19 protein-coding genes are annotated in these 22,727 nt (G+C 59.4%); 3 read left to right on the top strand and 16 right to left on the bottom strand.

Annotated elements, in window-relative coordinates; translation table 11 throughout:
- The first annotated feature begins 47 nt into the window (after positions 1-47).
- Positions 48-1,595 carry a cryptochrome/photolyase family protein gene (locus tag NG895_RS19055; RefSeq protein WP_252854118.1) on the top strand — a complete coding sequence of 516 codons (1,548 nt, stop codon included), beginning with the start codon at positions 48-50 and terminating at the stop codon, positions 1,593-1,595.
- Here NG895_RS19055 and NG895_RS19060 read toward each other — a convergent pair.
- The 9 genes from NG895_RS19060 to NG895_RS19100 all read right to left on the bottom strand — a co-directional run bounded on the left by NG895_RS19060 (position 1,592) and on the right by NG895_RS19100 (position 12,231).
- Positions 1,592-2,200 (bottom strand): hypothetical protein, encoded by a 609-nt coding sequence (locus NG895_RS19060; protein ID WP_252854119.1) that lies wholly within the window; start codon positions 2,198-2,200, stop codon positions 1,592-1,594. The two genes, NG895_RS19055 and NG895_RS19060, sit on opposite strands and share 4 nt — an antisense overlap.
- Before the next feature lie 265 nt (positions 2,201-2,465).
- The gene (locus NG895_RS19065) at positions 2,466-3,368 is read right to left on the bottom strand and encodes an aminotransferase class IV (RefSeq protein WP_252854120.1); all 903 of its coding nucleotides are present in this window, start codon (positions 3,366-3,368) and stop codon (positions 2,466-2,468) included.
- 36 nt (positions 3,369-3,404) lie between these two features.
- Positions 3,405-4,130, bottom strand: coding sequence for a sulfotransferase-like domain-containing protein (locus NG895_RS19070; RefSeq protein ID WP_252854121.1), 726 nt, complete (start codon positions 4,128-4,130; stop codon positions 3,405-3,407).
- A gap of 142 nt (positions 4,131-4,272) precedes the next feature.
- Positions 4,273-4,746 carry a hypothetical protein gene (locus NG895_RS19075; protein WP_252854122.1) on the bottom strand — a complete coding sequence of 158 codons (474 nt, stop codon included), beginning with the start codon at positions 4,744-4,746 and terminating at the stop codon, positions 4,273-4,275.
- Positions 4,747-4,816: 70 nt separating this feature from the next.
- Positions 4,817-6,373 (bottom strand): SpoVR family protein, encoded by a 1,557-nt coding sequence (locus tag NG895_RS19080; protein WP_252854123.1) that lies wholly within the window; start codon positions 6,371-6,373, stop codon positions 4,817-4,819.
- 204 nt (positions 6,374-6,577) lie between these two features.
- Positions 6,578-6,907, bottom strand: a complete 330-nt coding sequence (locus tag NG895_RS19085) for a hypothetical protein (RefSeq protein ID WP_252854124.1) — start codon at positions 6,905-6,907, stop codon at positions 6,578-6,580.
- A gap of 131 nt (positions 6,908-7,038) precedes the next feature.
- Positions 7,039-8,154 carry a DUF444 family protein gene (locus NG895_RS19090; protein ID WP_252854125.1) on the bottom strand — a complete coding sequence of 372 codons (1,116 nt, stop codon included), beginning with the start codon at positions 8,152-8,154 and terminating at the stop codon, positions 7,039-7,041.
- 203 nt (positions 8,155-8,357) lie between these two features.
- Positions 8,358-10,415 carry a PrkA family serine protein kinase gene (locus NG895_RS19095; protein WP_252854126.1) on the bottom strand — a complete coding sequence of 686 codons (2,058 nt, stop codon included), beginning with the start codon at positions 10,413-10,415 and terminating at the stop codon, positions 8,358-8,360.
- Positions 10,416-11,136: 721 nt separating this feature from the next.
- Positions 11,137-12,231, bottom strand: coding sequence for a putative sodium/potassium/calcium exchanger (locus NG895_RS19100; RefSeq protein ID WP_252854127.1), 1,095 nt, complete (start codon positions 12,229-12,231; stop codon positions 11,137-11,139).
- Between the two features lie 154 nt (positions 12,232-12,385).
- Here NG895_RS19100 and NG895_RS19105 point away from each other — a divergent pair, with 154 nt between their 5' ends.
- On the top strand, positions 12,386-13,633 hold the full coding sequence (locus tag NG895_RS19105) for an ornithine cyclodeaminase, nickel-pincer nucleotide-dependent (protein ID WP_252854128.1): 1,248 nt from the start codon (positions 12,386-12,388) through the stop codon (positions 13,631-13,633).
- A 180-nt stretch (positions 13,634-13,813) separates the two neighbouring features.
- Positions 13,814-14,650, top strand: coding sequence for a dimethylarginine dimethylaminohydrolase family protein (locus tag NG895_RS19110; RefSeq protein WP_252854129.1), 837 nt, complete (start codon positions 13,814-13,816; stop codon positions 14,648-14,650).
- Positions 14,651-14,789: 139 nt separating this feature from the next.
- Here the strand turns inward: NG895_RS19110 and NG895_RS19115 are convergent, their stop codons facing one another.
- The 7 genes from NG895_RS19115 to NG895_RS19145 form a co-directional block, all read right to left on the bottom strand.
- A complete protein-coding gene (locus tag NG895_RS19115; protein WP_252854130.1) occupies positions 14,790-16,124 on the bottom strand; it encodes a porin in 1,335 nt (444 codons plus the stop codon).
- Positions 16,125-16,509: 385 nt separating this feature from the next.
- The gene (locus NG895_RS19120; RefSeq protein ID WP_252854131.1) at positions 16,510-17,280 is read right to left on the bottom strand and encodes a hypothetical protein; all 771 of its coding nucleotides are present in this window, start codon (positions 17,278-17,280) and stop codon (positions 16,510-16,512) included.
- Between the two features lie 27 nt (positions 17,281-17,307).
- Positions 17,308-17,901, bottom strand: a complete 594-nt coding sequence (locus tag NG895_RS19125; protein WP_252854132.1) for a CvpA family protein — start codon at positions 17,899-17,901, stop codon at positions 17,308-17,310.
- A 71-nt stretch (positions 17,902-17,972) separates the two neighbouring features.
- A complete protein-coding gene (locus tag NG895_RS19130; RefSeq protein ID WP_252854133.1) occupies positions 17,973-19,823 on the bottom strand; it encodes an ATPase, T2SS/T4P/T4SS family in 1,851 nt (616 codons plus the stop codon).
- Positions 19,823-20,968: a type IV pilus twitching motility protein PilT gene (locus tag NG895_RS19135; RefSeq protein ID WP_252854134.1), complete on the bottom strand. Its 1,146-nt coding sequence runs from the start codon at positions 20,966-20,968 to the stop codon at positions 19,823-19,825. The genes NG895_RS19130 and NG895_RS19135 overlap by 1 nt, the downstream gene beginning before the upstream one ends.
- A gap of 340 nt (positions 20,969-21,308) precedes the next feature.
- Positions 21,309-22,400 carry a WD40/YVTN/BNR-like repeat-containing protein gene (locus NG895_RS19140; protein WP_252854135.1) on the bottom strand — a complete coding sequence of 364 codons (1,092 nt, stop codon included), beginning with the start codon at positions 22,398-22,400 and terminating at the stop codon, positions 21,309-21,311.
- A gap of 4 nt (positions 22,401-22,404) precedes the next feature.
- Positions 22,405-22,677, bottom strand: a complete 273-nt coding sequence (locus tag NG895_RS19145; RefSeq protein ID WP_252854136.1) for a MoaD/ThiS family protein — start codon at positions 22,675-22,677, stop codon at positions 22,405-22,407.
- Positions 22,678-22,727: the final 50 nt, after the last annotated feature.

Here is a 22,727-nt window from a genome sequence, read left to right on the forward strand (position 1 = left end):
TAGGGTACTCTCGAAAGTGGGCCCCACCTGAAAGTGTGAGTGATTGAATGGCGAAGCGTACGGACACACGGCGATTGGTCGTCGTGCTCGGCGATCAATTGAACGCCGATTCGGCGGTATTCGACGACTTCGATAAAGCGCAAGATGTGATCTGGATGGCGGAAGTCGAGGACGAGTCGACCCACGTCTGGACGCACAAGGCACGGATCGCCCTGTTTCTCGCGGCCATGCGCCACTACCGCGATGCTCGCCGCACCGATGGCTACGATGTGGACTACCGCCAACTGGACGAGGGCACCAAGTCGTCCCTAGGCGAGGAACTCAAGGACGCCATCGACCGGCATCGCCCCGAGAGCATCGCGATGGTGCAACCGGGCGAGTATCGTGTGCAGCAACAGATTGAGCAGGTGGCCGACGCTGTCGAGTTGCCTCTGGAGGTGCTGGAAGACCGCCACTTCTTTTCGACTCCCGCCGAGTTCGCCGAACACGCCAAGGGGCGGAAACAGCTGCGGCTGGAGTTCTTCTACCGCGAGCTTCGCAAGAAGCATCAGATATTGCTGGAGGACGACGGCGAGCCAATTGGCGGAGACTGGAACTACGACGGCGAGAATCGCGAGAGCTTCGGCAAAAAAGGGCCGGGCAAGCTGCCTGAGGTGCCGAGCTTTCGTTCGCACGGTCCCACACAAGACGTCCTGCAACTGGTGGAGGATCGCTTCGCCTCGCACCCGGGGGAACTCGAGCATTTCAATTGGCCCACCACTCCCGGTCAGGCCGAGCGTGCGCTCGACCACTTCATCGAGCACCGCCTGCCAACGTTTGGTCAGTATCAGGATGCCTTGTGGACCGACGAGCCATTTCTCTATCACTCGCTGCTCGCTTCGTCGCTGAATTTGAAGCTGCTCGATCCGCGGAAAGTTGTCGCGGCCGCAGAGGAGGCCTATCGCACGGGCCACGCACCGCTGGCGAGTGTCGAAGGGTTCATCCGGCAGATCCTGGGCTGGCGGGAGTATGTTCGCGGCATCTATTGGCACTTCATGCCCCAGTACCTGGAGCGCAACGCCCTGGCGGCTCATGCCCCACTGCCCGAGTTCTACTGGACCGGCGACACCGACATGCACTGCCTGCACCAAGTGATCGGGCAGACGCTGCGTCACGGATACGCTCATCACATCCAGCGGCTGATGGTTACCGGGCTGTTCGCCATGCTGCTGGGTGTCGATCCCCGCCAGGTGCACGTGTGGTACCTGGCGGTGTACGTCGACGCGGTGGAGTGGGTCGAACTGCCCAACACGCTGGGCATGTCACAATATGGCGACGGCGGCATCATGGCCAGCAAACCGTACTGCGCCAGCGGCGCCTACATCAACCGCATGAGCAACTACTGCCAGGGCTGCCGCTTCAAGCCGTCGAAGGCCACCGGCGACGAGGCGTGCCCCTTCACGACGCTGTACTGGGACTTCCTCGCGCGCCACCAGCAGCAACTCAGCGGCAACAACCGGATGAACATGCAGCTAAAGAATCTGGAGCGGAAAGGCAAAGAAGAGCTGCAAGAGATACGCAAACAGGCGGAGAAACTGCGGGACAAGATACATTAGTTCAGCGGACGATGATCGCTGAAGCGAAAGACGACGCGATCGCCGAACAGCCCCGGCGTGAACTCTGCCACAGCCGTTGCCGAGCGATCACCACACCGCACGACGATCTTCTCTGTGGCATTTATCTCGTTTGCAGAATCGCACTTCCAGATCGCACGCGAAAGGCCTGTCAAACGACCGTGAACCAGCGACGCCAGCGGATCCATCTCATAAAACTTGCCACCCACACGAATTTGGCAGTGATAGTCGCCCTCTTCGGGGATAAAACTGAGTTCATCCACACGACCGCACATCGAGAGCAGCATCCACATGCTTAAGCATTTCACTGCCGGGTCAGACTCGGTCAGCATCTTCTCATCGTCGATGCACCACTCACCAGCGAATGTCTCAAATTCTTCCGACCGCAGAAGCAGATCGCAAGTATCACACCAGCGCGGGCGGCGAAGAGAAAACACATTATCCAGATTGGCGACACCGTTGCTGCAACGGGGGCACCGCCCGGCAGCGATTTCTCGCACCAGCTCCCACCCCACTATGGTCAAACCGAGCGACGACAATACTATTAGGGGCACGGCCAACCAGAGAGGGCTGTCTTCGGCAATCAAGTAGCCCGCTGCGACTGTCAGCATACCGAAAGCTGATACGAGTATCAGGAGTATTCGAATCCAGCCTGTCGGCCGAAGACGCTCCGTCCGCTCACCCGGCCGCCAACGCAGCGCCGCCTCCAAAGCTTCAGGATCTACTGGCTCTTCGCGGAGGAGTCCTCGAAAGAGCTCACTGGAGTCATCCATAGGAGTTTGTCCCTATTCGACATTCCCCATCATCCCACGCACTGTACGCCAAAGTACTGATGACTTATTCCTGTGCATCTCAATCCACCACCACGGTGCCCGTTGTCGTGGTCAACTCGCGGAATAGCGTCGACAGCCGTTCGAGCATCGGCCGTGACTCGCCAGTGCCAATCACGGTGCCGTCGATGGCGGTGACGGGCGCCAATTCGCCCATCGTGCCAGTGCAGAACACTTCGTCGGCCCGGTGCAGTTCGGGTAGCGAGATGTCGCGGACCTCGCAGGAAATTTCGTGTTGATCGCAGAGCTGTAGCACCGTAGCCCGCGTGATTCCTTCGGGACAGGCCACCGTCCGCGAAGTGGCCACCGTGTCGCCAGTGACCATGAATACGTGCGTGGCGTTCGTTTCGGCGACGAATCCGCGGCCATCGAGCATCAGGGCGTCATCCGCTCCGGCGGCCGTGGCCGCGATCTTGGCCAGGATGCTGTTGAGCAGGTTGTTGTGGTGAATCTTGGGATCCAGCACATCGGGGCCGGGCCGGCGGTAGGGCGATGTGGCCAAAGTGATGCCCGTCTTGTCGTAGACGGGCTGTTTAAACTCCGCCAGCACGATGAGGGTGGGCCCCGCCTGATTGAGCCGCGGGTCCATGCCGCTGGTGATCTTCACGCCGCGGGTCAGGGTGAGGCGAATATGGACTTCGTCCCGCATATTGTTCGCGGCGAGCGTTCGCTTGATCTGTTCGACCATCTCGTCCCGCGTCGGCATCTGGGCAAACGCCAGGGCCTTGGCCGAATGCAGCAGGCGATCGAGGTGCTCCTCCAGACGGAAAATGCGGCCATCGTACAGCCGCAAGCCTTCCCACACGGCGTCGCCCCCCTGCACTACCGAGTCGAAGGGACTCACACCGGCGGTGTCGCGGTGCTCGAGCTGGCCATTGATGTTGATTAACAGATCGCGGTTGCGAGGGTCGAATTGCTGCAGCATGAAGGATCGATGTGGCTTAAGTGAATTGAAGGTCTCTCAGGCGGTTGCGGAGAGATCGATTTTGTGCTCTGCCAGCCGATCGTACAACCGCTGGCACTCAGCCAGCAGGTCTTGGTACTCGTCGGGCACTTCGCCATGTCGGGGCTGGTAGCCCTCAAAGCTGGTGGATTCGACTACATTGCCGTACCAGTGGGGCGCCCAGACGCCGTCGGTCTCATGTAGCCCCGCTTTCCAGCTCAGCATGTCCGTGGTGAACGGAATATCGATCCGCTCGCAAAGCTGATTGAGCATGCCACGTGGATCGAGCAGTACATCGCGCGAATCAAGCACCGCCGGCGGCTCGCCGGTTCGCTGCAACTCGCGTTCGAACAATTCCACCTGTCGCGGTAGCCCCGTTTCTTCAACGGTCGGGCTCGGCAGCACCTTGAACAGCGACAAAAGCATCTCTCGCGGCGAGCGAATCAGAAATACGTTGGTCAGTTGATCCGTCCACGCCAGGTCGATGTGCGACAACATGTGCTGCGCCATTTGCTTCTGGTAGAAGATCGACTTGCTTTCGGGAAGCGGTCCAATGAGCTCGTCGACCACCCGCTGCCAGTCGGTCTCGTGGTTCTCGATCACTTCGTCATGGGCCGGGTGGTGCGTGTACCCGGTGTGATGCAGATAGTGCGCATAGAAGGGCTCGTCGCACACAATGGTGTCAGAGCGGTTGCCCCACGATCGCATCATGGCCGTCGAGATGTTTCGAGGGCCTGACCACATAGCGATTCGGCGTATATCGGACATATGGCAAAATGCCTGCGAGGAAAGCAAAAGACAACTTCCAGACAACGCTGCCAGTCTAGCTAACCGCCGCGCCAACTTCTAGAATCCTACCCGGCTTTGCAGAGGGGGACGTGTGGTTTCACGCTTCCGCAGCGGCCGTGGCAAAGTCGTCCACCAGCCGCAGAAGCACCTGCCGGGTGAGGTCGAACGCCTCGACTTGCCGGGTGGTGCGCCGGGTTTTGCTGTAGCGACGCAGCGAGATGGCGCCTGCCGTTACCAGCACTTCGTAGTAACTCGTGGCATTTTCCGCACGGTGCGGGGGCATGCTTCGCATCTGAATCGTGCATGACTCGTCGTCGATCTCGACCGGAGCAATGGCCTCGAGCAGATAGCTAACCTTCTTGGCCAGTTTGCCTGCCACGTCACGCAGCTGCTCGGCTGGCTTGCCTTCGAGCTGCCGACTCTTCAACTCCAATAGCCGCAACGAGACCCCCAGGCTCTCGACGGCCACCAGCTCGCACAGCACCGAGCTGTCCCCTTCCTGCGCAGCAAGACTCACTGGCCCGGCTCCTGCCGTTGCCAACTGCTGTTCGAGTTGTTTGGATATAGACATGGCGTTGCTGTCGGATTCCCGGCAAACGAATTCTCCTTGGGCCATTCGTCATTAGGGCTTCGTCATTTCCCTACTGGTCTTCTTGGTACTGATCCACATCGGGAACTTCTTCACCCCAGTCGATCTCATGATCGACTCCATCGAACGATAGTACCGCCTGCCGCCCTTCGAGCGTAGTTTCGATGTGCACCGGGCGGCTCCAGATCCGCTGCAGGTTCCTCAGTGTGTCGTTGGCGTAGTTCATGTCGAGTTCGACGCCAGTGTACGAGTGCTTCAAATATAGCTCGCCGCGATTGCGGTAGTTGCCATCTTCCACCACAATTTTCGGCCGCCCCATATTCGTCAGGCTATTCAATAGCTGCTGCTTGACCCTGGGAAAGGCCCGGCTTTCGATCTCGTAGTACTCGGTGTCCTCGTTGTAGCCAAAGCGGAACAACTTGTGCTCGCGGACAAAGTCAAGCGTCAGGAACTCGTCGATGAACGTCAGGTCGTTGTGAATCTTGCGAACTTCGAAAATCTTCTCGCGCCCCGCGCCAAGCTGTTTGTCCCAGTGGCGCCGGGCCTGGTAGTCGTCGCAATCTTCGTATTCCTTGCCAAATGCGCCACGGTTCCACCGATCTTCGATGTCGCGGAACAGTTCGATGCCCACCTTGTAGGGATTGAGCTTCGTGGGGCTGGAGGCCAGCGTGCCACTGTGGTGATCGCAGTAGTTCACCACGTCGCCGGGCGTCAGGCCTTCGCGGGTCATGATGGTGCTGTGCCAGTAACTGGCCCAACCCTCGTTCATGATCTTGGTCTGGCCCTGTGGAGCGAAGTAGTAGGCCTCGTCGCGCAAAATGGTCAGCACGTCGGCCTGCCACCCTTCGAGCGGTGCGTGTTCCAGCATGAACAACATCACGTCCTGCTCGGGATGCTCGGGAAAACGTCGGCGCGACTGCTGGGGATCGCCCGACATCTGGTCGGGGTCCCGCTCATCGTCGCTTGGCTTCTTCTTGGGGTTGATGAACGAATCCATGTACCCCTTGGCTGGGAGCTTGCGACTCGTGCTCTCTTCAGCTTCCTCCGGCTGGTCACCAAACTGGTAACGTTCGCGGTCGGCCCGCCGCTTGATGAAGGGCGAATGAATGTCGATCAGATCGTCTACCGACGAGCAGGCATCGATAAACTCTTCAACCTTGTCCACGCCCACTGCGTCCATATGGCGGCGGATGCGAGTGCCGTGGTTGGCCATCTCGTCCATCATCTTGCGATTGGTCTTGCTGAACCAGAAGTTGTTCTTGAAGAAATCGCAGTGGCCGTAAACATGCGCCATCACTAGCTTCTGATCCACTAGCCCGTTCGAACGCATCAGGTAGGCGTAGCACGGATTGTTGTTGATCACCAATTCGTAAATCTTCGAGAGCCCATAATTGTAGCTTTTCGACAGCGATTCGTACTCCATACCGAACCGCCAGTGCGGGTACCGCACGGGAAACCCACCCCGCGCAGCAATCGCGTTGAGCTGATCGGCATCGATCAGCTCGAAGATCGTCGGAAAGAAGTCGAGCCCATAGTTCAGCGCGTGCCGCTCCATGATCGCCTGCTGTTCGGCGAGCTCGGGCGTCAGATTGGAATTGGGAGTGGACATTTTAAGGCGAGCCGGAAGCGTTAGCGTCCGGAGTTGGTGTTAACCACGGAGGACACAGAGGTCACGGAGTCTTCTTGGGAACACTAATCGGCACTAATCTTCGCTAATCTGATTTTTGCGGCCTAGCGCCGATCAGTGCTCCAAACAGAGCCCTGCGTCCCTTGTGTAGTTATGTGTAGTTAGTGTCTTGAATGCCGTGATGAGCTACCTTGGGTTCGTAGTAGAGTTGACTTTCATAAAATGGCTTTGGGCTGCGAGTATAGCGAGTTCTACCAGCTCGTGTGCGTCCTCGGGAACCACGATTTCCACGACGAATACAGACGTGCCTGGTTCGTCTTTAGCGATACGTAACACTAAATGCCGCTTTGAACCATTGACGTCATGCTCAAACCACAACCCCTCCTCTGCGTTCGTACTGTTCACAGACTCAACGCAAAGTGCGTACTCCCAGTCCTCCAGCGGTCGACCAACAATACAGCCAACCATTCCGAGAAATGCTTCGAGGTTCTCGTCAAAGATCCAATCAGTTGTCATTGTGGCATGGGATACAAGGTCAGTAGTTCGGTACACCAATGCAATTAGCGAGTATTAGCGTAGATTAGTGTTCTTTTAAAAGTCGCTCCGTGTCCTCCGTGACCTCTGTGGTTAGTTAATTCTTGCCTGTTCTATCGACCCGTTCCCAGGAACGTTCGAATCGCCTCGTAGATTGCGTCGCGATCTTCCATTTCGGCAGTAACCAGGGTGTCGTACTCGTCGCCAAAGCGGCCTTCGAGGTTGCCCAGGTACTCGCCGCTACCGTACGGGCTTTCGACCTGGCCATAACAATACAGGTTAACGTGTGGGATGATTTTCTCCCGCAAAATATTGAAGGCTCGCTCGTTGTCCTCGCCCCAGTTATCGCCGTCGGAGAACTGAAAGACGTACAGATTCCAATCGGCGGGCGGCAATTCTTCTTCGATGATCTGTGCGCACACCTTGTAGGCACTCGAAATCCGCGTGCCACCGCTTTCGCGGGTGTGGTAAAAGGTGTGTTCGTCCACGGCCTTAGCGGCCGCGTCGTGAATGATGTAGCGGGTTTCGATACCGCCATATTGCTGGGCGAGCCAAGTGTCGATCCAGAACGCTGCGGTGCGGACGATCTGCTTCTGCTCGTCGGTCATCGAGCCGCTGACGTCCATCATGTAGATGACGGCAGCGTTGACCTCCGGCTTGCTGATAGTGGTCCAACTGCGGTACTGCTGGTCGCCCTTGATTGGCGTCACACGGGGTTCGTCCGGCTCGTAGCTGCCCGTGGAAATCTGCCGCTTGAGGGCCTTCAGGTAAGTTCGCTTCTTGTGCCGCAGCGATTCGGGGCCTGTGGAGCGAATGCTGTTGTACTTGGCTTTGTCCTGCTCGATCGAGGCGGTGCCCTTCGGCTGGATGTTGGGTAGCTCCAATGCATCGCCCAGGATGTCGGCCAGCTCTTCGAGCGTCATGTCGACTTCGAGCAGATGACCGCCACCAGGATCGGAACCGGCCTCGCCAGGCCCTCCGGGTCGCTCCTTGCCACCTTTACCGACGGGCGTGCCTTCTTCCCCTTCGCCCTGCCCCACGCCACCGTTGCCGTTGTCGCCAAAACGGAATCGCGGCACGTCGAGCTGCGGGATCGGGATACTCACCAGATCCTTGTTCTTGCGCCCAATCATCTCGCCATGCGAAACGTACTTCTTCAGATTCTCGCGGACTTTGCCACGCACAATCTGCCGAAAACGGCGCTGGTCACGTTCTATCTTGAGGGACATCGTTTATCGTCGTTACTGGTGGTTGCTGGAGTGTGTCATCCTGAGGGAGCCTAAGCGACTGAAGGTTGTCGGGCGAATGCGGGGTTCGGAATTCGGAATGCGGAATGTCCCTCCATCGAGACTATTCCTCATTCCGAATTCCCACTTCCGCATTCAATAGATTCTTCAGTCGCTTGCCGCTCCCTCAGAATGACACTGACTTCTTACTCCTTCTTCGAATCGCCACGAGCAAAGATGCTCGCCACGTAGTTCAAGACGTCCGTGGCGCTTTCTTCGTCGTATCCGTAGTTGCGGATCAGACGATCTTTGACGATGTCGATTTTCTTCTGCGTATCGGCATCGACCACGTTGGAAACCAGGCTCGTGAGCTTGATCGTGTCCTTCTGGTCCTCGAACAACTTGAGCTCGAGCGCCTTGTACAGACGTTCGTTCGACTTGTAGTCGAACTTCTTGCCGTCCATCATCAAGGCGGCGATGTAGTTCATGATTTCGCGGCGGAAATCGTCCTTGCGGCTCTCGGGGATGTCGATCTTCTCTTCGATCGACCGCATGAGCCGCTCGTCCGGCTCTTCGTACTGACCAGTGAAGGCGTTCTTGACCTTTTCCTTCTGGGTGTAGGCCTTCACGTTGTCGATGTAGTTTCCGCAGAGGCGGGCCAGGGCGTCCTCGTCGGCGGCGATGGCACGTTGTACTTCGTTCTTCACGATGTTCTCGTACTCCTCCTTCACCACCGACAAAAGTTCGCGGTACTCATGCTTGGTCTCGTCGCTGTTGATCAGGCTGTGGTGTTTCAGCCCCGTTTCCAGTTCATTAAGCACCATGAACGGATTGATGCTCTTCGATTCGGGATGCGCAACCAGCGCATTGGAGATCTTGTCCTGCACATACCGTGGGCTGATACCCACCATGCCTTCGTTCACGGCCTGGTCGCGCAACTCTTTGATATTGTCTTCCGTGAAACCAGGCAGCGTCTTGCCGTTGTAAAGCTTGAGCTTCTGCAGCCGGGTAAGTCCCGCGTGCTTAGGCTCCTCGAGCCGCGTGAGAATGGCCCACATGGCGGCCATCTCGATGGTATGCGGGGCAATCCGCTTGCCCTTGACCGTCTTGTTGTTGTAGTCCTTCTCGTAGATCTTGATCTCGTTGTCGAGGATCGTTACATACGGGATGTCGATCTTCACCGTGCGGTCGCGCAGCGCTTCCATGAACTCGTTGTTTTGCAGCCGCTTGTACTCCGGCTCATTCGTGTGACCAACAATCACCTCGTCGATATCGGTCTGCGCGAACTTCTTTGGCTTGATCCGGTGCTCCTGGCTGGCGCCCAGCAGATCGTACAGGAACGCCACGTCCAGCTTCAGCACTTCCACGAACTCGATCAGACCACGGTTTGCGATGTTGAATTCGCCATCGAAGTTGAATGCCCGTGGATCGCTGTCGCTACCGTACTCGGCAATCTTGCGATAGTTGATGTCGCCGGTCAGCTCCGTGGCGTCCTGGTTCTTTTCGTCCTTCGGCTGGAAGGTACCAATGCCGATGCGGTCTTTTTCGCTAAGGATCAGCCGTTTGACGCGCACATCCTGGATCACCTTGGTCCAGTCGCCGTCGTACTTTTTGAGTCGCTGCTGATAGATGAATCGGCAGAACGGGTCGAGTTCGCCGGTGATCTTTACCTGCGGCTCGTCTTCGCTACGTTCTGCGTTCAAGCGTTCTTCCACGTCGGCACGGAACCGCTCGGGAATCAGGTGCAGTGGCTCCTCGTTCATCGGGCACCATTCGATCGCATCGGGATTGTCGGGCTCGCTTTCACTCACCCAGCCCAACGTGTAGAGTGCTCCCTCATCGGTTGACGAGTACCGCTCGAGGCCCTTCTTCAACAGTCGGGCAATGGTGCTCTTGCTGCTTCCCACGGGACCGTGGAGCAGCAGAACCCGGCGTTCGATGCCGTAGCCGTTAGCCGCGCTTTCCAGGGCGTTGACCAGATGCTCCAGCGATCCGCGCAGACCGAACACGGCGTCTTTGCCATCATTGTCCGGGTCGTTGAAGAAGCGGTAGAACTTCTTCTTCTCCCGCCCTGATTCGATGATATCCACGCCGTACGACAGGATCATGTCGTACAGTCGCTGGTATGCCGTGCGTGTGACCGAGGGATTCGCACGGACGATCTCGAGGTATTCCTCGAACGAACCAATCCAATTCTTGCGGCGGAACTGATCGCGGTCCTGGCGTTGGGCGACCAAGTCGATAATCGTGCGTCCCTCACTCATCTTTTACACTCCCGAAGGTATAAAGCCTCGCATCATCGCGAGACGAAATTACGTGTATGGAAGGCAGTAGTACTTGAATTTATCCAGCAACGAACCCAGCGCAACCTTATGGCTGGCCGCGCCTGGTCACTCCTCGTTTCACGTGCCGTTTCGCACCGACCACACCTTCGTTCCGTCGACTCGCGCAGACGCTTACGAAGCGGACCAGCGGGAGCCATCGGGCGGGGAGCCAACACGCGTCCATTGCGGTTGGGTGCGGCTAAGAAAGCTGGCGGGGGATAGACTGTCGACCCCGCGAGAGAGTGCTGCTCGCCGCATACACCCGATAGAACCTGAAGCACACGACTCCGCGAGCACTCGTCGCGCTGCTCGTCGGATCGGTCCTACCGAAAACGAGTAACACGGCGTGTTGCGAAATCGCCTGCCGAAGGCGAGGTTGGCAAAGATCGGCGGAAGGTAAGGTGGGGGCGTGTCGGCCGAAGGTTCGCTTGCGGCCGCGATTCACTTGCTTGCGGGAACATCCCTGCCGCAGCAAATCGCACCTGTTCATCTAATTCAAGTATTGTTCGCAGATTCAAGCGCGGCAACACCGATATTCGATTGGAGCGTAAGAATCGGCAATTTGTCGCCAATCCGTACATCCCCCTTGGAGGACACTTTTCGGTGGGGGACACCGGTTTTTGAGCGTCCGAAAGCCAGAGAATACGTTTTACGGGTCGGTTCAGCTCTCCTTTTTGCCGCCGCCACTGCGTCGGCGACCCCGACCGCCACGTGAACCACCCCGGCTGCGGCTCGACCGCTTCCGCTCGCCTCGGGCGGCAATGTTGGCGTCCACAACGACACCAATGGCCTCGTGCCAGGGGGGAATATTCTTGTGCGACACCGTTCGGACGCGCTTTTCTGGCGTCTCATCCGACGAGTCTTCATCGTCGACGCCACCAGTGGCGACGAAGTCTTCGTCTTCGGCGGAGCTCTCATCAGATTCGTCTGCTTCGTCTGCTTCGTCCGATGCCTCGCCAGAGATGCGCTTGCGTCCACGACCACGGCGGCGCCCGCGGCGACGGCGACCACGGCGGCGTTCGCCTTCGCCTTCGCCTTCTTTTTCTTCGCTCGACTCCTTGGCTTGGTCCTCCGCCTGATCTTCAGCTTGCGACTCGGAGTCTATATCAGCGACTGGCTCTGCCTCGGCCACTTCCGACTCTTCGGCTTCCACGGTTGGTTCGGGCGGCGGGGTGGCCTTCTTACGACCACCAAACGGAAACCAATCTGGCAGCGTCAAACCAGTGCCACCAAATCCAGACGGTGCCGCCGGCATGGGTGCTTCTTCCTGCTGTTGCTCCCTTGCCGCTGTTTCTTGGACTTCAGGCTCTTCAGCAGCAACGGCCGTCTCGGCGACAAGATCCGTGTCTTCTTTAAGCTGCTCTACGACGGCCACTTCGGGCGACTCGTCCTCAGGAGCATCGTCCTCAGGAGCATCGACCTCGGAAGCATCCTCCTGCGATGCCTTTTCTTCCGTATCGCTGGGCGACTCTGCCTCGACTTCGGCCCCCTTCGAGTCGGCAACGGGCTCCGCAGCCTTTTCGGGCTCGGCTTCGACGGCGGGCGGGGCTTCCGGCTCCTCGACTTCCAAGCCAAACTCCTCGGCCAGATCTCCCCAAGCACTTGGGGGACGCGTGGGAGCACGGTGCTCGATCGCCGGTTGGGCGGGGACCTCGGCCGGAGGAGCAGATTGCTCGGCCTCGGGTTCTGCGGTCGGCTCGATGCCCAGACTTTCGTTCAGGGCTGCCCACTTGTCCTGTTGGTCGCCGGATTCCATGTAAATTGACTTCTGTGGAGATAGGTTAGATAAGGCTCTGGTACATTGTGGGGCCCAGCCGCCAGTGGGCTTTCCGAAAATCGCCCAATACCAGACAGTATAAGTATTTACGCCGATTCTCGAAAGCCAGCAGAAACCCCACAGATGCAGCGTTATGAAGCAAGATAGCAAATCGTCGATTGTCGAAGAGGTCGAACTTCGCGGGCACATCATCGATAGCCTGCTGCTGCCCAAGGTGCTCGACACCATCACCTCGGGCGGCGGGACCTTCGAAATTCGCCAGATTTCCATCGGCAGCGGGCGACACGACCCTAGCCACGCCGTGCTGGGGGTTTACGCCGAAGACCAGCAGACGCTCGACGAAATTCTCGCCCAGATCTCCGACCATGGCGCCACGCCCACTGCCGGGCAGGATTGCCGACTGGTAGAAGCCGACATCGATGGCGCGCTGCCCGAAGGCTTCTACAGTTCGACCAACCAGCGAACCGAGATCCGGCTCGACGGACAGTGGACCGAGGTGGCCGACCAGGAGATGGACTGTGGCGTGGTGCTCGACGTCGATAGCCGACAGCCCCGCTGCCTGCCGATGACCGACGTCAAGCAGGGAATGCCGGTTGTGGTGGGACACGCCGGGGTGCGAGTATTTCCCCTCGAACGGCAAGACGCTGGCCACGCCTTCAGTTTCATGAACAGTTCGGTCAGCACCGAAAAGCCGAAGCGAGTGGTGGTCCGCGAGATCGCCCAGGCGTTGCTCGACAACCGCCATGGCCCTGGCAAGTCGCTGCTGGTAGGCGGACCGGCCATCATCCACACTGGCAGTGGCCCGTTGGTCAGCGAGCTGATCCGCCGGGGCTACCTGCAAAAACTGTACGCCGGCAACGCCCTGGCAACGCACGACATCGAACAGTCGATTTTCGGCACTAGCCTGGGCGTGAATGTGCAAGATGCTCAGATCGCCGAGGCGGGTCACGAACATCACCTCCGCGCCATTAACCGCATCCGCCGCGCGGGGTCCATCGCTCAAGCCGTGGAGTCGGGCGCGCTGACCAGCGGCATTATGCACGACTGCGTGAAGCACGACGTCGACTTCCTGCTGGCCGGCAGCATCCGCGACGACGGCCCCCTACCCGACGTACTGACCGACGCCCTCGAGGCCCAGCGGCAAATGCGGGCCGGACTGAAGGATGTGACGTTCTGCCTGATGGTCGCCACGATGCTGCACTCGGTGGCCGTGGGCAACCTGCTGCCGGCGTGGGTGAAGGTGGTATGCGTCGACATCAACCCCTCGACCGTCATCAAACTGGCCGACCGCGGCAGTTTCCAGACGGTGGGCTTGGTGACGGACGTCGAACCGTTTTTCCGATCGCTGCTGGCGGAAGTGGATGAACTGGAGAAGCAGTAGCCGCGGACGAAGGGTGCCTCCCAAAGGAAAGTGCGTGTCTGAAACACCGATGTTGAGCAGCTACCCCATCACCACCACGGCGAAGCTTCCACCGCAGGCCTTTGATAAACCCCGGCGGCGTTCGCCAAGCCGACTTGATTTGTCAGTCGTCGACACTACCTCAGAATGACTGTTAACACGATGAAGCACTCCCCTACCCTGCTCATGTGCCCGCCAGAGTTCTTTGGCATTGAGTACGAGATCAACCCGTGGATGAACGTCGAGGTGGCGGCCGATCACGCCGTGGCCGAGCAGCAGTGGAATGGGCTTCACGAACATCTGAAGTCAACCGGCATTGCCATCGAACGGGTCGAGCCAGTCCAGGGGCTGCCCGACCTGGTGTTCACGGCCAATGCGGGGTTGGTGTATGAGAACCGGGTGCTGGTCTCGCGATTTCGGCATCCTCAGCGGCAAGGCGAGTCGCCGGTATTTCGCGCGTGGTTCGAGTCGTTTGGATTCGAAGTCATCGAGTTCGCGCCCGCCGACCAAGGGGGCGGGTACGACTTCGAAGGCGCAGGCGACGCCTTATTCTGCGGCGACACCTTGTTTGCCGGCTATCGCATGCGGAGCGACGCCACTTGCCATCAGCAGATCGGGGCACTCTTGGGCGTGCGGGTGATCCCCGTGGAGTTGGTCGACGCGCGGTACTATCACCTGGATACTTGCTTTTGCCCATTGGCCGAGGACGTAGCCATCTGGTACCCACCGGCCTTCGACGATTACGGTCGCCGGGCCATCGAAGGGACGATCGGCAACCTGATCGAGGTCGAACAGGCCGAAGCCGAGCGGTTCGCTTGCAATGCCGTGGTGGTTGGCCAGCAGGTGTTCACCAATACCGGCTGCCCCAAGCTGCACGAGGAGTTGGCATCCCGTGGCTACTCGCCGACGGCCACGCCGCTGGACGAGTTCGTCAAAGCCGGCGGCAGCGCGAAGTGCCTCACGCTACGACTCGATGGCGAAGAAGCTGCCCTCTGGTAAGGTGCTCGCTCGAGGGCGCACAAAAAAACCGGAGCCCCTCATAAAGAGAGGCTCCGGTCTGTAGTTTTCAGAGATTTCCAACCGTTGGCGGTGGGGGAATCGCGGTAGCAGTGCTTGTCGCCGCGGGTCGGTAAGTCTCTTAGTAGGTCAGGATGGCGTCGACACCGAACACGGTCTGATCGAAATCAGCCAAGGTGGCATCGGCGGGCAGCCAGTTGTGACGAACTTCCGGACGAATCACCACGTTGGCGTGAGGCTTGTAGTTCAGGCCGTAGGTGATACCGTACACCGATGTGCTGTCGTTGGCAGCCACGATTCCATCGCTCTTCCACCACTCCACGCGAGCACCAGCAGCCCAGCAGTCGTTCAGAGTGTAGAACAGGTACTGGTTGATACCAACCTGAGCACCGTAGGCACCACCCGAGGCGGTGTCGTTGTAGCTGACCACGTCGCTCTGGAACACGTAGTTCAGCTTGTCGCTGAGCGTGGCATCCACCACGATGCTGTGGCTGTAGCCATCGGCACCGGCGGTACGCAGACCGAAGTTACCAGCAGTGAGGATGTAGGTCAGGGCAACATCGTCGGTCAGGCTGGTCGAGAAACCACCCAGGAAGGTGGATCCACCGAAAGCTTGATCGAAACCAGTGTCCCAACCCGCGGTCCAACCAGCGTAAACTTCAACGTCGTCGAAGCCATTGTAGGTACCGAGCACACCGGTGTGGGTGAACGGCTCGCTGTTGAACATGGTGTAAGCGTGGCTGTAGAAGAAGTTGTCCGGAGCGGTAACTACTTCGTAACCAACCAACGTGAAGAAGTGACCAGCGATGATGTCCCAGTCACCGGCAGCAACTTGAACGTAGGCCTGAGGCATAGCCCAACCGTACGAACCGTTATCGAACCCATTCGAAGCATCCCACACAGGGCTGTCGTTACCAAAAGACTGGGTCTTCTGGGCGTCAGTACCGTACATGATGTCGAAACGGAAACCCCAGTCAGCGCTGCAAGCACCGGCTTCGGCAACCTTCTCGAAGTACAGCCATTGTTGGTGCAGGTTCAGCCTGTCCGGTTGGTCATTGAAGGCCAACAGGTCATTCGGGGCGAACGACAAACGGGTGTTGTCGCTGTGGTAACCCATTTGGGTCCAACCACCAATGGTGACCGAGCAGCAACCGCAGGGGTCGATGCAGTCCATCAGGGTCCAGGGATCACCCAGGCAGCAGTCGCCCAGGCAATCGCCCAAGCAGAAGCCGCCACCGCAGCCACAACTTGAGCAGCACATATCACCGCATGCATCATCACAACATCCAGCATCCTCGCATCCACAGCTCGGTTCCTCACAGCCACAGGCAGGCTCGCCGCACTCGTAGCCCGTGAGGTCGTAGTTGAATGCCGTCTGGACTGCCGACTGCCCAAGCGCCGGTCCGGCACTCATGGCGATCAAGGCACAGCCCATCGTCCATTTTACAACGTTCACTTTTAAGACTCCTTCTTCGGGGACTATCGCGGCATTCACCGATGCCTACGAAAACGGGGGAGTATTCCACGGCGAACTACGCCGCAGGCGGGTTGTAGTTCGCGCTAACGACAAAACCGCCTCGCAGATCATATCGACGCCTGCACCCGTTGGCATGCATCGCCACCATGGCAACTTGGACAAGAATTCCGGACAACATCCGCAAACGTGGTAAGCTGTGCGGCTTGGCAAGAAAAAGCCGCGCGTGCCAATGAAACTCGGCAGGCAGCCCCCGCCGCAGGACGGTTCGGTCAGTCAAGACTGGTAAACCTTGCGGGCTCGCATCTCGCTCGACCCGCAAGTTCCATCACTTGCAGCCCAGCCGATGCAGCCTGAATACCTGGGGCTAATCCCAGCCCATGGTGCGCTCCATCAGGTACCAGGCATTGCCGCCGATGCCGCCTAGCCGGACGCGCCGCGCTTGAAGGCGGAACCTGATGGGATTTCCTTCACCGCGGGGGGGAACCAATTCGAACTTCTGCACCACCACGTAAGAGCCCATGTCGTAGGACGCCACCGCCATCACGTCTCCGGCGACCACCTTCGATCCCTCGGGGGCGTCCCGCAGGGCCTTGATCACGTCGTCGTTTTCAAATTCGTCCAGACGTTTCTTGGCCGCTTCGTCGGTGCTGTAAAAGGATTCGAGGGCGTCGTTGAACGGTCGGCGGGAGTTGGGCGCCACGGTTAGTTCCAAAGCCGTGATCAATTGATCGTCCAAGACCAGATCGCACCACTGGAGGGCCCAGTCCTGCGCCTCGGCACCCAACAGGCGACTCAGCATCATACCGCGGACGTACACGCCCGACCCGAATGCCAGGGACAGGGCCAATCCCACAAGTGCCAAGGTGCGGCCGACCTGCTGCCCGTCGCTGTGGGCGATGCGCCATAGCGCAAAGAGCGAGATAATAATGCCCAGCAGAGGAATGAGCAGCAACGATGAGGTCACAATGGCCGAGGCCGACGCCACGCCCAACACGGCCGCCAACACGGCCAGCACGCTAACAGAACGATATTCGGCGATGGCCTGCACATCGTCGCTGACGTAACCTTCGTCGGTTATTGCTTCGGTCGTGTGACTCATGATCTCGTTACGCTCCATCGCAGTCGCGATATTCACGGCTTGCCTAACCGGCAAACTCCCATCCTACTTCAGACGCAGGCTCTCCTGCTCGCCCACCGCCTCGCGTTGTTTCTTGAAGTCTTTGATGTACTTACCCTGGGTAAAGCTGGCTTTGCTGCTGCCCATGTTCTCGGCAGCTAGCATCCGCTCGGACAAATTCAACCAGGCCACGTCGGGATTCGTGGCCGCCGAACGACCACTTTTCAGAAAGATACCACCGAAACACTCGTCGTCGAAAGGCGCTGCGTGCAGACTAGCCGCGACGATACCGGCCATCAACCACCCGGCCACCGCCGCCATCACCGGGCCACCGATGGGATCGATAGGATGCTTGAACCGCATCTTGGTCTTCGACAGTTTGGCTGCAAGCAACCGCTGCAGCACCAGAAAAGAGATGACATACAGTGCCCAGATGCACACGAAGTCCAACAGGGCCGTGTAGCTGTCCCCTCCCTTGTCGGCAATCAGCTTCGCCAGTGGCGAGTAGAAGCCGTAGGCAATCAACCCGCTTAGCAGGATGTTGATGGTGGTCAGCGTGTTATTCCACAAGCCTTGCTGAATGGACATGGCGAAGGTTGCGAAGAAAATGACGCCGACGATTACGTAGTAGAGCCACATAGTATTGCGGGGGCCAGGATTCGGGGGAGGTCGGAGGTCAGGGACTCATCTGAAACGGGTGGGGTGGAACTTTACGCACCTTTGAGGACGCGCTGCGCCTCGGGGATGCTGGTCACGCCTTTGGCCACCAGCAGGATGGCCTCTTCCTGGAAGGTTCGCATGCCAGCCAGACGTCCGGCTTTCCGCAACAGCTCGAGCTTAGGCTGCTTGAGCAATACCTCGCGGACCTTGTCGTCTGCCACCAGCAGCTCGAACAGCCCGGTGCGGCCCACGTAGCCCACGTTGTTACAGTTGGGGCAAGGCTTTTCCAGCTCTTCCGGCTTCGGCGTGCGGTACAGTTGCTGCACCTTGCCCGGCGGCAGGCCCAGTTTCTTCAGCATGTCGGGCGACGGTTCGAAGGCTACCTTGCACTCGCTGCACAGCTTGCGAATCAGGCGGGTGCAGAGCACCGCGGTAAAGTTCTCCGCAAACTCTTTCTGCGGCACCTTCTTCTGCAGAATCCGCAACAACGCCTCGGCTGCCTCCATGGCAGGCACGGTCGTGATCAGCAAGTGGTTTTCTTCCACCTCGCCGAACAGGAGCTTCGCCGATTCGCGATCGACCAGGTCACGAACGATGTAGACGTTCGGGTACGTTCGAATCAGGGCCGGAAGGATCGTAGCAGGAGTTTGACCGCTCTTGGCGTCGTAGGTGTTAAGCACGACGTTTTCCATGTCTCGCTCGGGATGATGCACCTCCTCGATGGCGACGAAGTCGCGCATCAGGCGGTCGGTCTCCAGAATCGATACGTCGGTCAGCGTGGTGAGTCCTCCCTCCGGCGGGGCCGAGATCACCAGGATGCCTTCGTCCAGGGCCATGAGCTCCGACCACTGGTTCTTGATCTTCTCCCGCATGCCCAGGTCGTCGTAGGTCAGCAGCTTGGCCTGCGAGCCACCCCGCATTTCCAGCAGCACTCGCTCGCCGGTCTTCACCCCCTGGCTGATGAAGGGACAAATATACTGTACGCCCTCGAACTTCGCCCCGAACTGGCCTGTTTGCTTCTTGCGTCGCTCGGTGATGTCCAGGTTCGCCAACTGCTTCATCACGGCCAACATCACGTCGCCACTTTCGCGATCGCGAGACTCGCCATTGTGCCACACGCCATCGACCAGATGCTTCACGTTGACGCCACTTTGCAGGTAGTCGAGCACCATCCGCTCGCTGCGACGGGTGGCCATGTCCGCGATCAGCTCCTTCACCAGCAGGTACCCTGGCGACTGGCGAGCGGTAATCAGGTTGCCCTGGTTGGTTTGCTCGTCCCCGCCGTAGGCCGTCAGGTCAACCGGTGCACCTTTTTCGTAGTCGGCCTTTCGCTCGACCTCCATCTTGATGCCGACCTTGCTCAGCATCTCGGCCATGGTGTAGCGGAACCAATCGGAGGTAAACACCTTCTCATGGGGTTCGACCGATTTGTTGTGCACCACCGTGTAGGCGATAAACGGCACAAAGTAGGTGAGCGTCAGCACACTTATGCCCGCGATGTAGTACGGCACCAACACCAACACCATGATCCCCAATAGGAAGGGGAAGAAGATGATCGGATTCCACTTGCCGTAGCCCAGGCCGTGCATTTGCGAACTGCGGTTAACCCAATCCGCGGTGACGATCCAGAGCAGCACCAGCAGAATGACCGGGATGAGCTTCAGCCAACTGAGGAACGCCGGCCCACGCTTGGCATTCATCTCGGCTTTGCCCCAGACGCCGCCCCCGTCCTGGGCCGGATCGACCGGTCCTGCGGGCACTTCCTCGTCGCCATCGGCGGGGTCCTGGGCCTCGCCTCCGTCGGCCTGCGCGGCATCTTCCTGCGCGAGAGACACGGGCACCGCAGGCCCCGCCACCGAGACCACCAACGCCAAGAGCCATAACCAAATGAGTCGCTGCATCAGAGAATTCCGCCTTGCGCTACGTCGATACCCTTAAGTGCCATCTTCAGTGCTTCGCGATTGGGCGCCACTTCCATCGCCACGGTGCGATCAATTAACTGCTCGTCCACCAACTTCTTCAAACTCTGCGTGAAATCCTGCATGCCATCTTCGGCGCCAATGCGAATGGCGTCGGGCAGCTTCTCGTCCTGCTCTTCGAGAATCAGTTTGCGAACCGTCGATGTGAAGGTCATGATCTCCACCGTCGGCACGCGGCCCACGCCAGGCTTGATGCTCTTGAGCAGTTTTTGGGCGACGATGCCACGCATGTTGAACGCGATGGCGCTGCGCAGGGCGCTGTGCATTTCCTGGGGAAAGAGGTCGAGAATACGGCCAATGGTTGTGGCCGCGCTCGAAGCGTGAATCGTCCCGAACACCAGGTGGCCCGTTTCGGCCGCGTGGATGGCGGTCATGAACGTCTCTTTGTCACGCATCTCGCCCACCAGCATCACGTCGGGGTCTTCCCGCACCGCGTGCTTCATGCCGACCTCGAAGTCGACCACGTCCAGGCCGATCTCACGCTGGTTGATCAAGCACTTCTCTTCGGTGAATACAAACTCGATGGGATCCTCGAGCGTGAGAATGTGCTTGCGGAACCGGCGATTGATCCAGTTGAGCATCGACGCGATCGTGGTACTCTTACCCGAACCGGTCACGCCCGCCAGCAGCACCATCCCCTGGTCGAACGTGCACAGGTGCTCGATGGAGGGCGGCAGGTTGAGTCCCTCGAAGTCGGGAATCCAGCTGCTCACGCGGCGGGCGACCATGCCCATGTGCCCGAGTTGCTGCAGCAGGTTCACGCGGAACCGCCACACGGTGCCATCCACCTCGCAGGTGTGCGCGAAGTCGGCGCCGCCGTCCCGCTCGAAGATCTTGCGGTTCCGCTCGTTCATCAGCGGATAACAGAGCTGCACCATGTGCTCGTCGCTGATGGGTTCGCCCTTCATCGGCCGCAGCGAGCCATCCACTCGCACCATCGCCGGTTTGCCGACTTTCAGGTGCAAGTCGCTCCCTTCGAGCTTCACACAGGCGCGAAATAGCTTGTCGACCTCCAGATTGGGCCGAACATGCATGAGACTACTCTTGACGTCGTCATGCTCTGCCATGGAACGGGTATCCTCTGATGCGAAGTTCCTATACAAACACCCGCGAAGGCCCCGACCACCGCGGAAACCTCTAGTTTACACAGAACCGGGCGGGGAGTGCACACCCCGGCGGCAGAAATCGTGCCAACGAAAAACGCCTGGACCCGGGTGATTCGGTGGTTCGAAAGCTCCGATCCACGCCATCCCCAGACGCCGGGATCCGACCTCCCATGACGGGAATTGGCGGTTTGCCGAGGGAGAATACCTCGATTCGGAATGCCGGGACCACGCGGAGTACGGGCACTTGGCTGGCCGATCACCGCCTCCGCGTTGTCCCTATGCCACGGGGGACGAGCTGTCTCTACACCACCGCCACCTTCACGCAATTGATCGGCGGCAGCGAGTCGAACAGGCACGACCACTCGTCGCCGCCGTCGTGGCCCATCCAGAGCTGGCCCGTGGTGGTGCCGAAGTACACCGCGGGGTCCTTCAGGTCGTCCACCGTCATCGCGTCGCGGAGCACCGTGAAGTAGCTCTCCTTTTTAGGCAGCCCCTTGGTAAGCTTTCGCCATCGCTTGCCGCCGTTGGTCGAGCGCCATACGGCCGGTTTGGCCTCGGGGGAGGTCCGCGTCATCGGCTCCAGCGGCACCACGTACACCGTGTCGGGATCGTGCGGATGGACCACGATCGGGAAGCCAAAGTCGCTCGGCAGACCCTCTGCAATCGAGTACCACGACTGGCCATGGTCGTCGCTCCGCAGCACGCCAATGCCGGGACGATCGGGCCAGCCGCCGTGGTTCTGCATGTACAGCCGGCCCGGCGCGGCGTCGTGACGGGCCATCTTGTGCACGCACTGGCCAAACTCGGGATACGGGTCGGGCACGAAGCCTGCACCCACTCCATGGTTTGCGGCCTGGAACGTCTGCCCGCCGTCCTCGCTCATGTAGTGACCGCCGGTCGAAATGCCCAAGTGCATCCGCTCGCCATCGCGAATGATGGTGTGCATGCACAGGCCGCCGTTGCCGGGGTGCCACTCCTTGGCGTGCTTGTGATTGCTGATCCCCGCGACCATCTCCCAGGAGTTGCCGCCATCCTCGGAGTGAAACAGTGAGGCCGGTTCCACCCCCGCCCACAGATCCCGCTTGTCCGCGCCCGTCTCCAGCGACCAGATGTTGGCCAGCGCGCGACCATCCTGCTCCGGAAATGCGGGGGCACTCTTGGTCTCCTTGAACTTCTTCCCGCCGTCGGTCGATTGCAGGATCTTCATCCCGAAGAACGCATTGCAACTGGACGCCAACACGCGGGCCGAGCGACGCGTGTCGATTAAGGCCGAGTACACCGACACGCCGGCACCGAACGGCCCACGGAGCGAAAACCGCCCGCGTCCCTTCGCTGCCTCGGCCACGAACAGGCCTTTTTTGGTGCCAATCGCCAGCAGCACGCGGTCCGCCATCGTCTCACCCTCCGGAAACAGCCGTATAAATGGAAAGTTCGTCCCCCTCGGCCAGCGGCTCGTCGAGCCCACCGGCCTTGGACACCAACGCGTCGTTCACAAACACGTTCATGTGCCGCCGCACGGCATGCCGCTCGTCGCACACACAGCGGTAAACGTCGGGCCGCTCTGCACGAATCGCGTCGAGCGCCTCGCGGACCGTGCTCGCTTCGACCACCATCTCACTGGCGCCGCACTCCGCCCGCAGCATGCTGGGAAGTTGAACACGAACCTGCATCCGCTAACCTCTCGAAACTGACGTCGTTCACCGGTCGAGCCGGAAGCATA

Source organism: Aeoliella straminimaris (genome assembly GCF_024054565.1).
Classification (GTDB): domain Bacteria; phylum Planctomycetota; class Planctomycetia; order Pirellulales; family Lacipirellulaceae; genus Aeoliella; species Aeoliella straminimaris.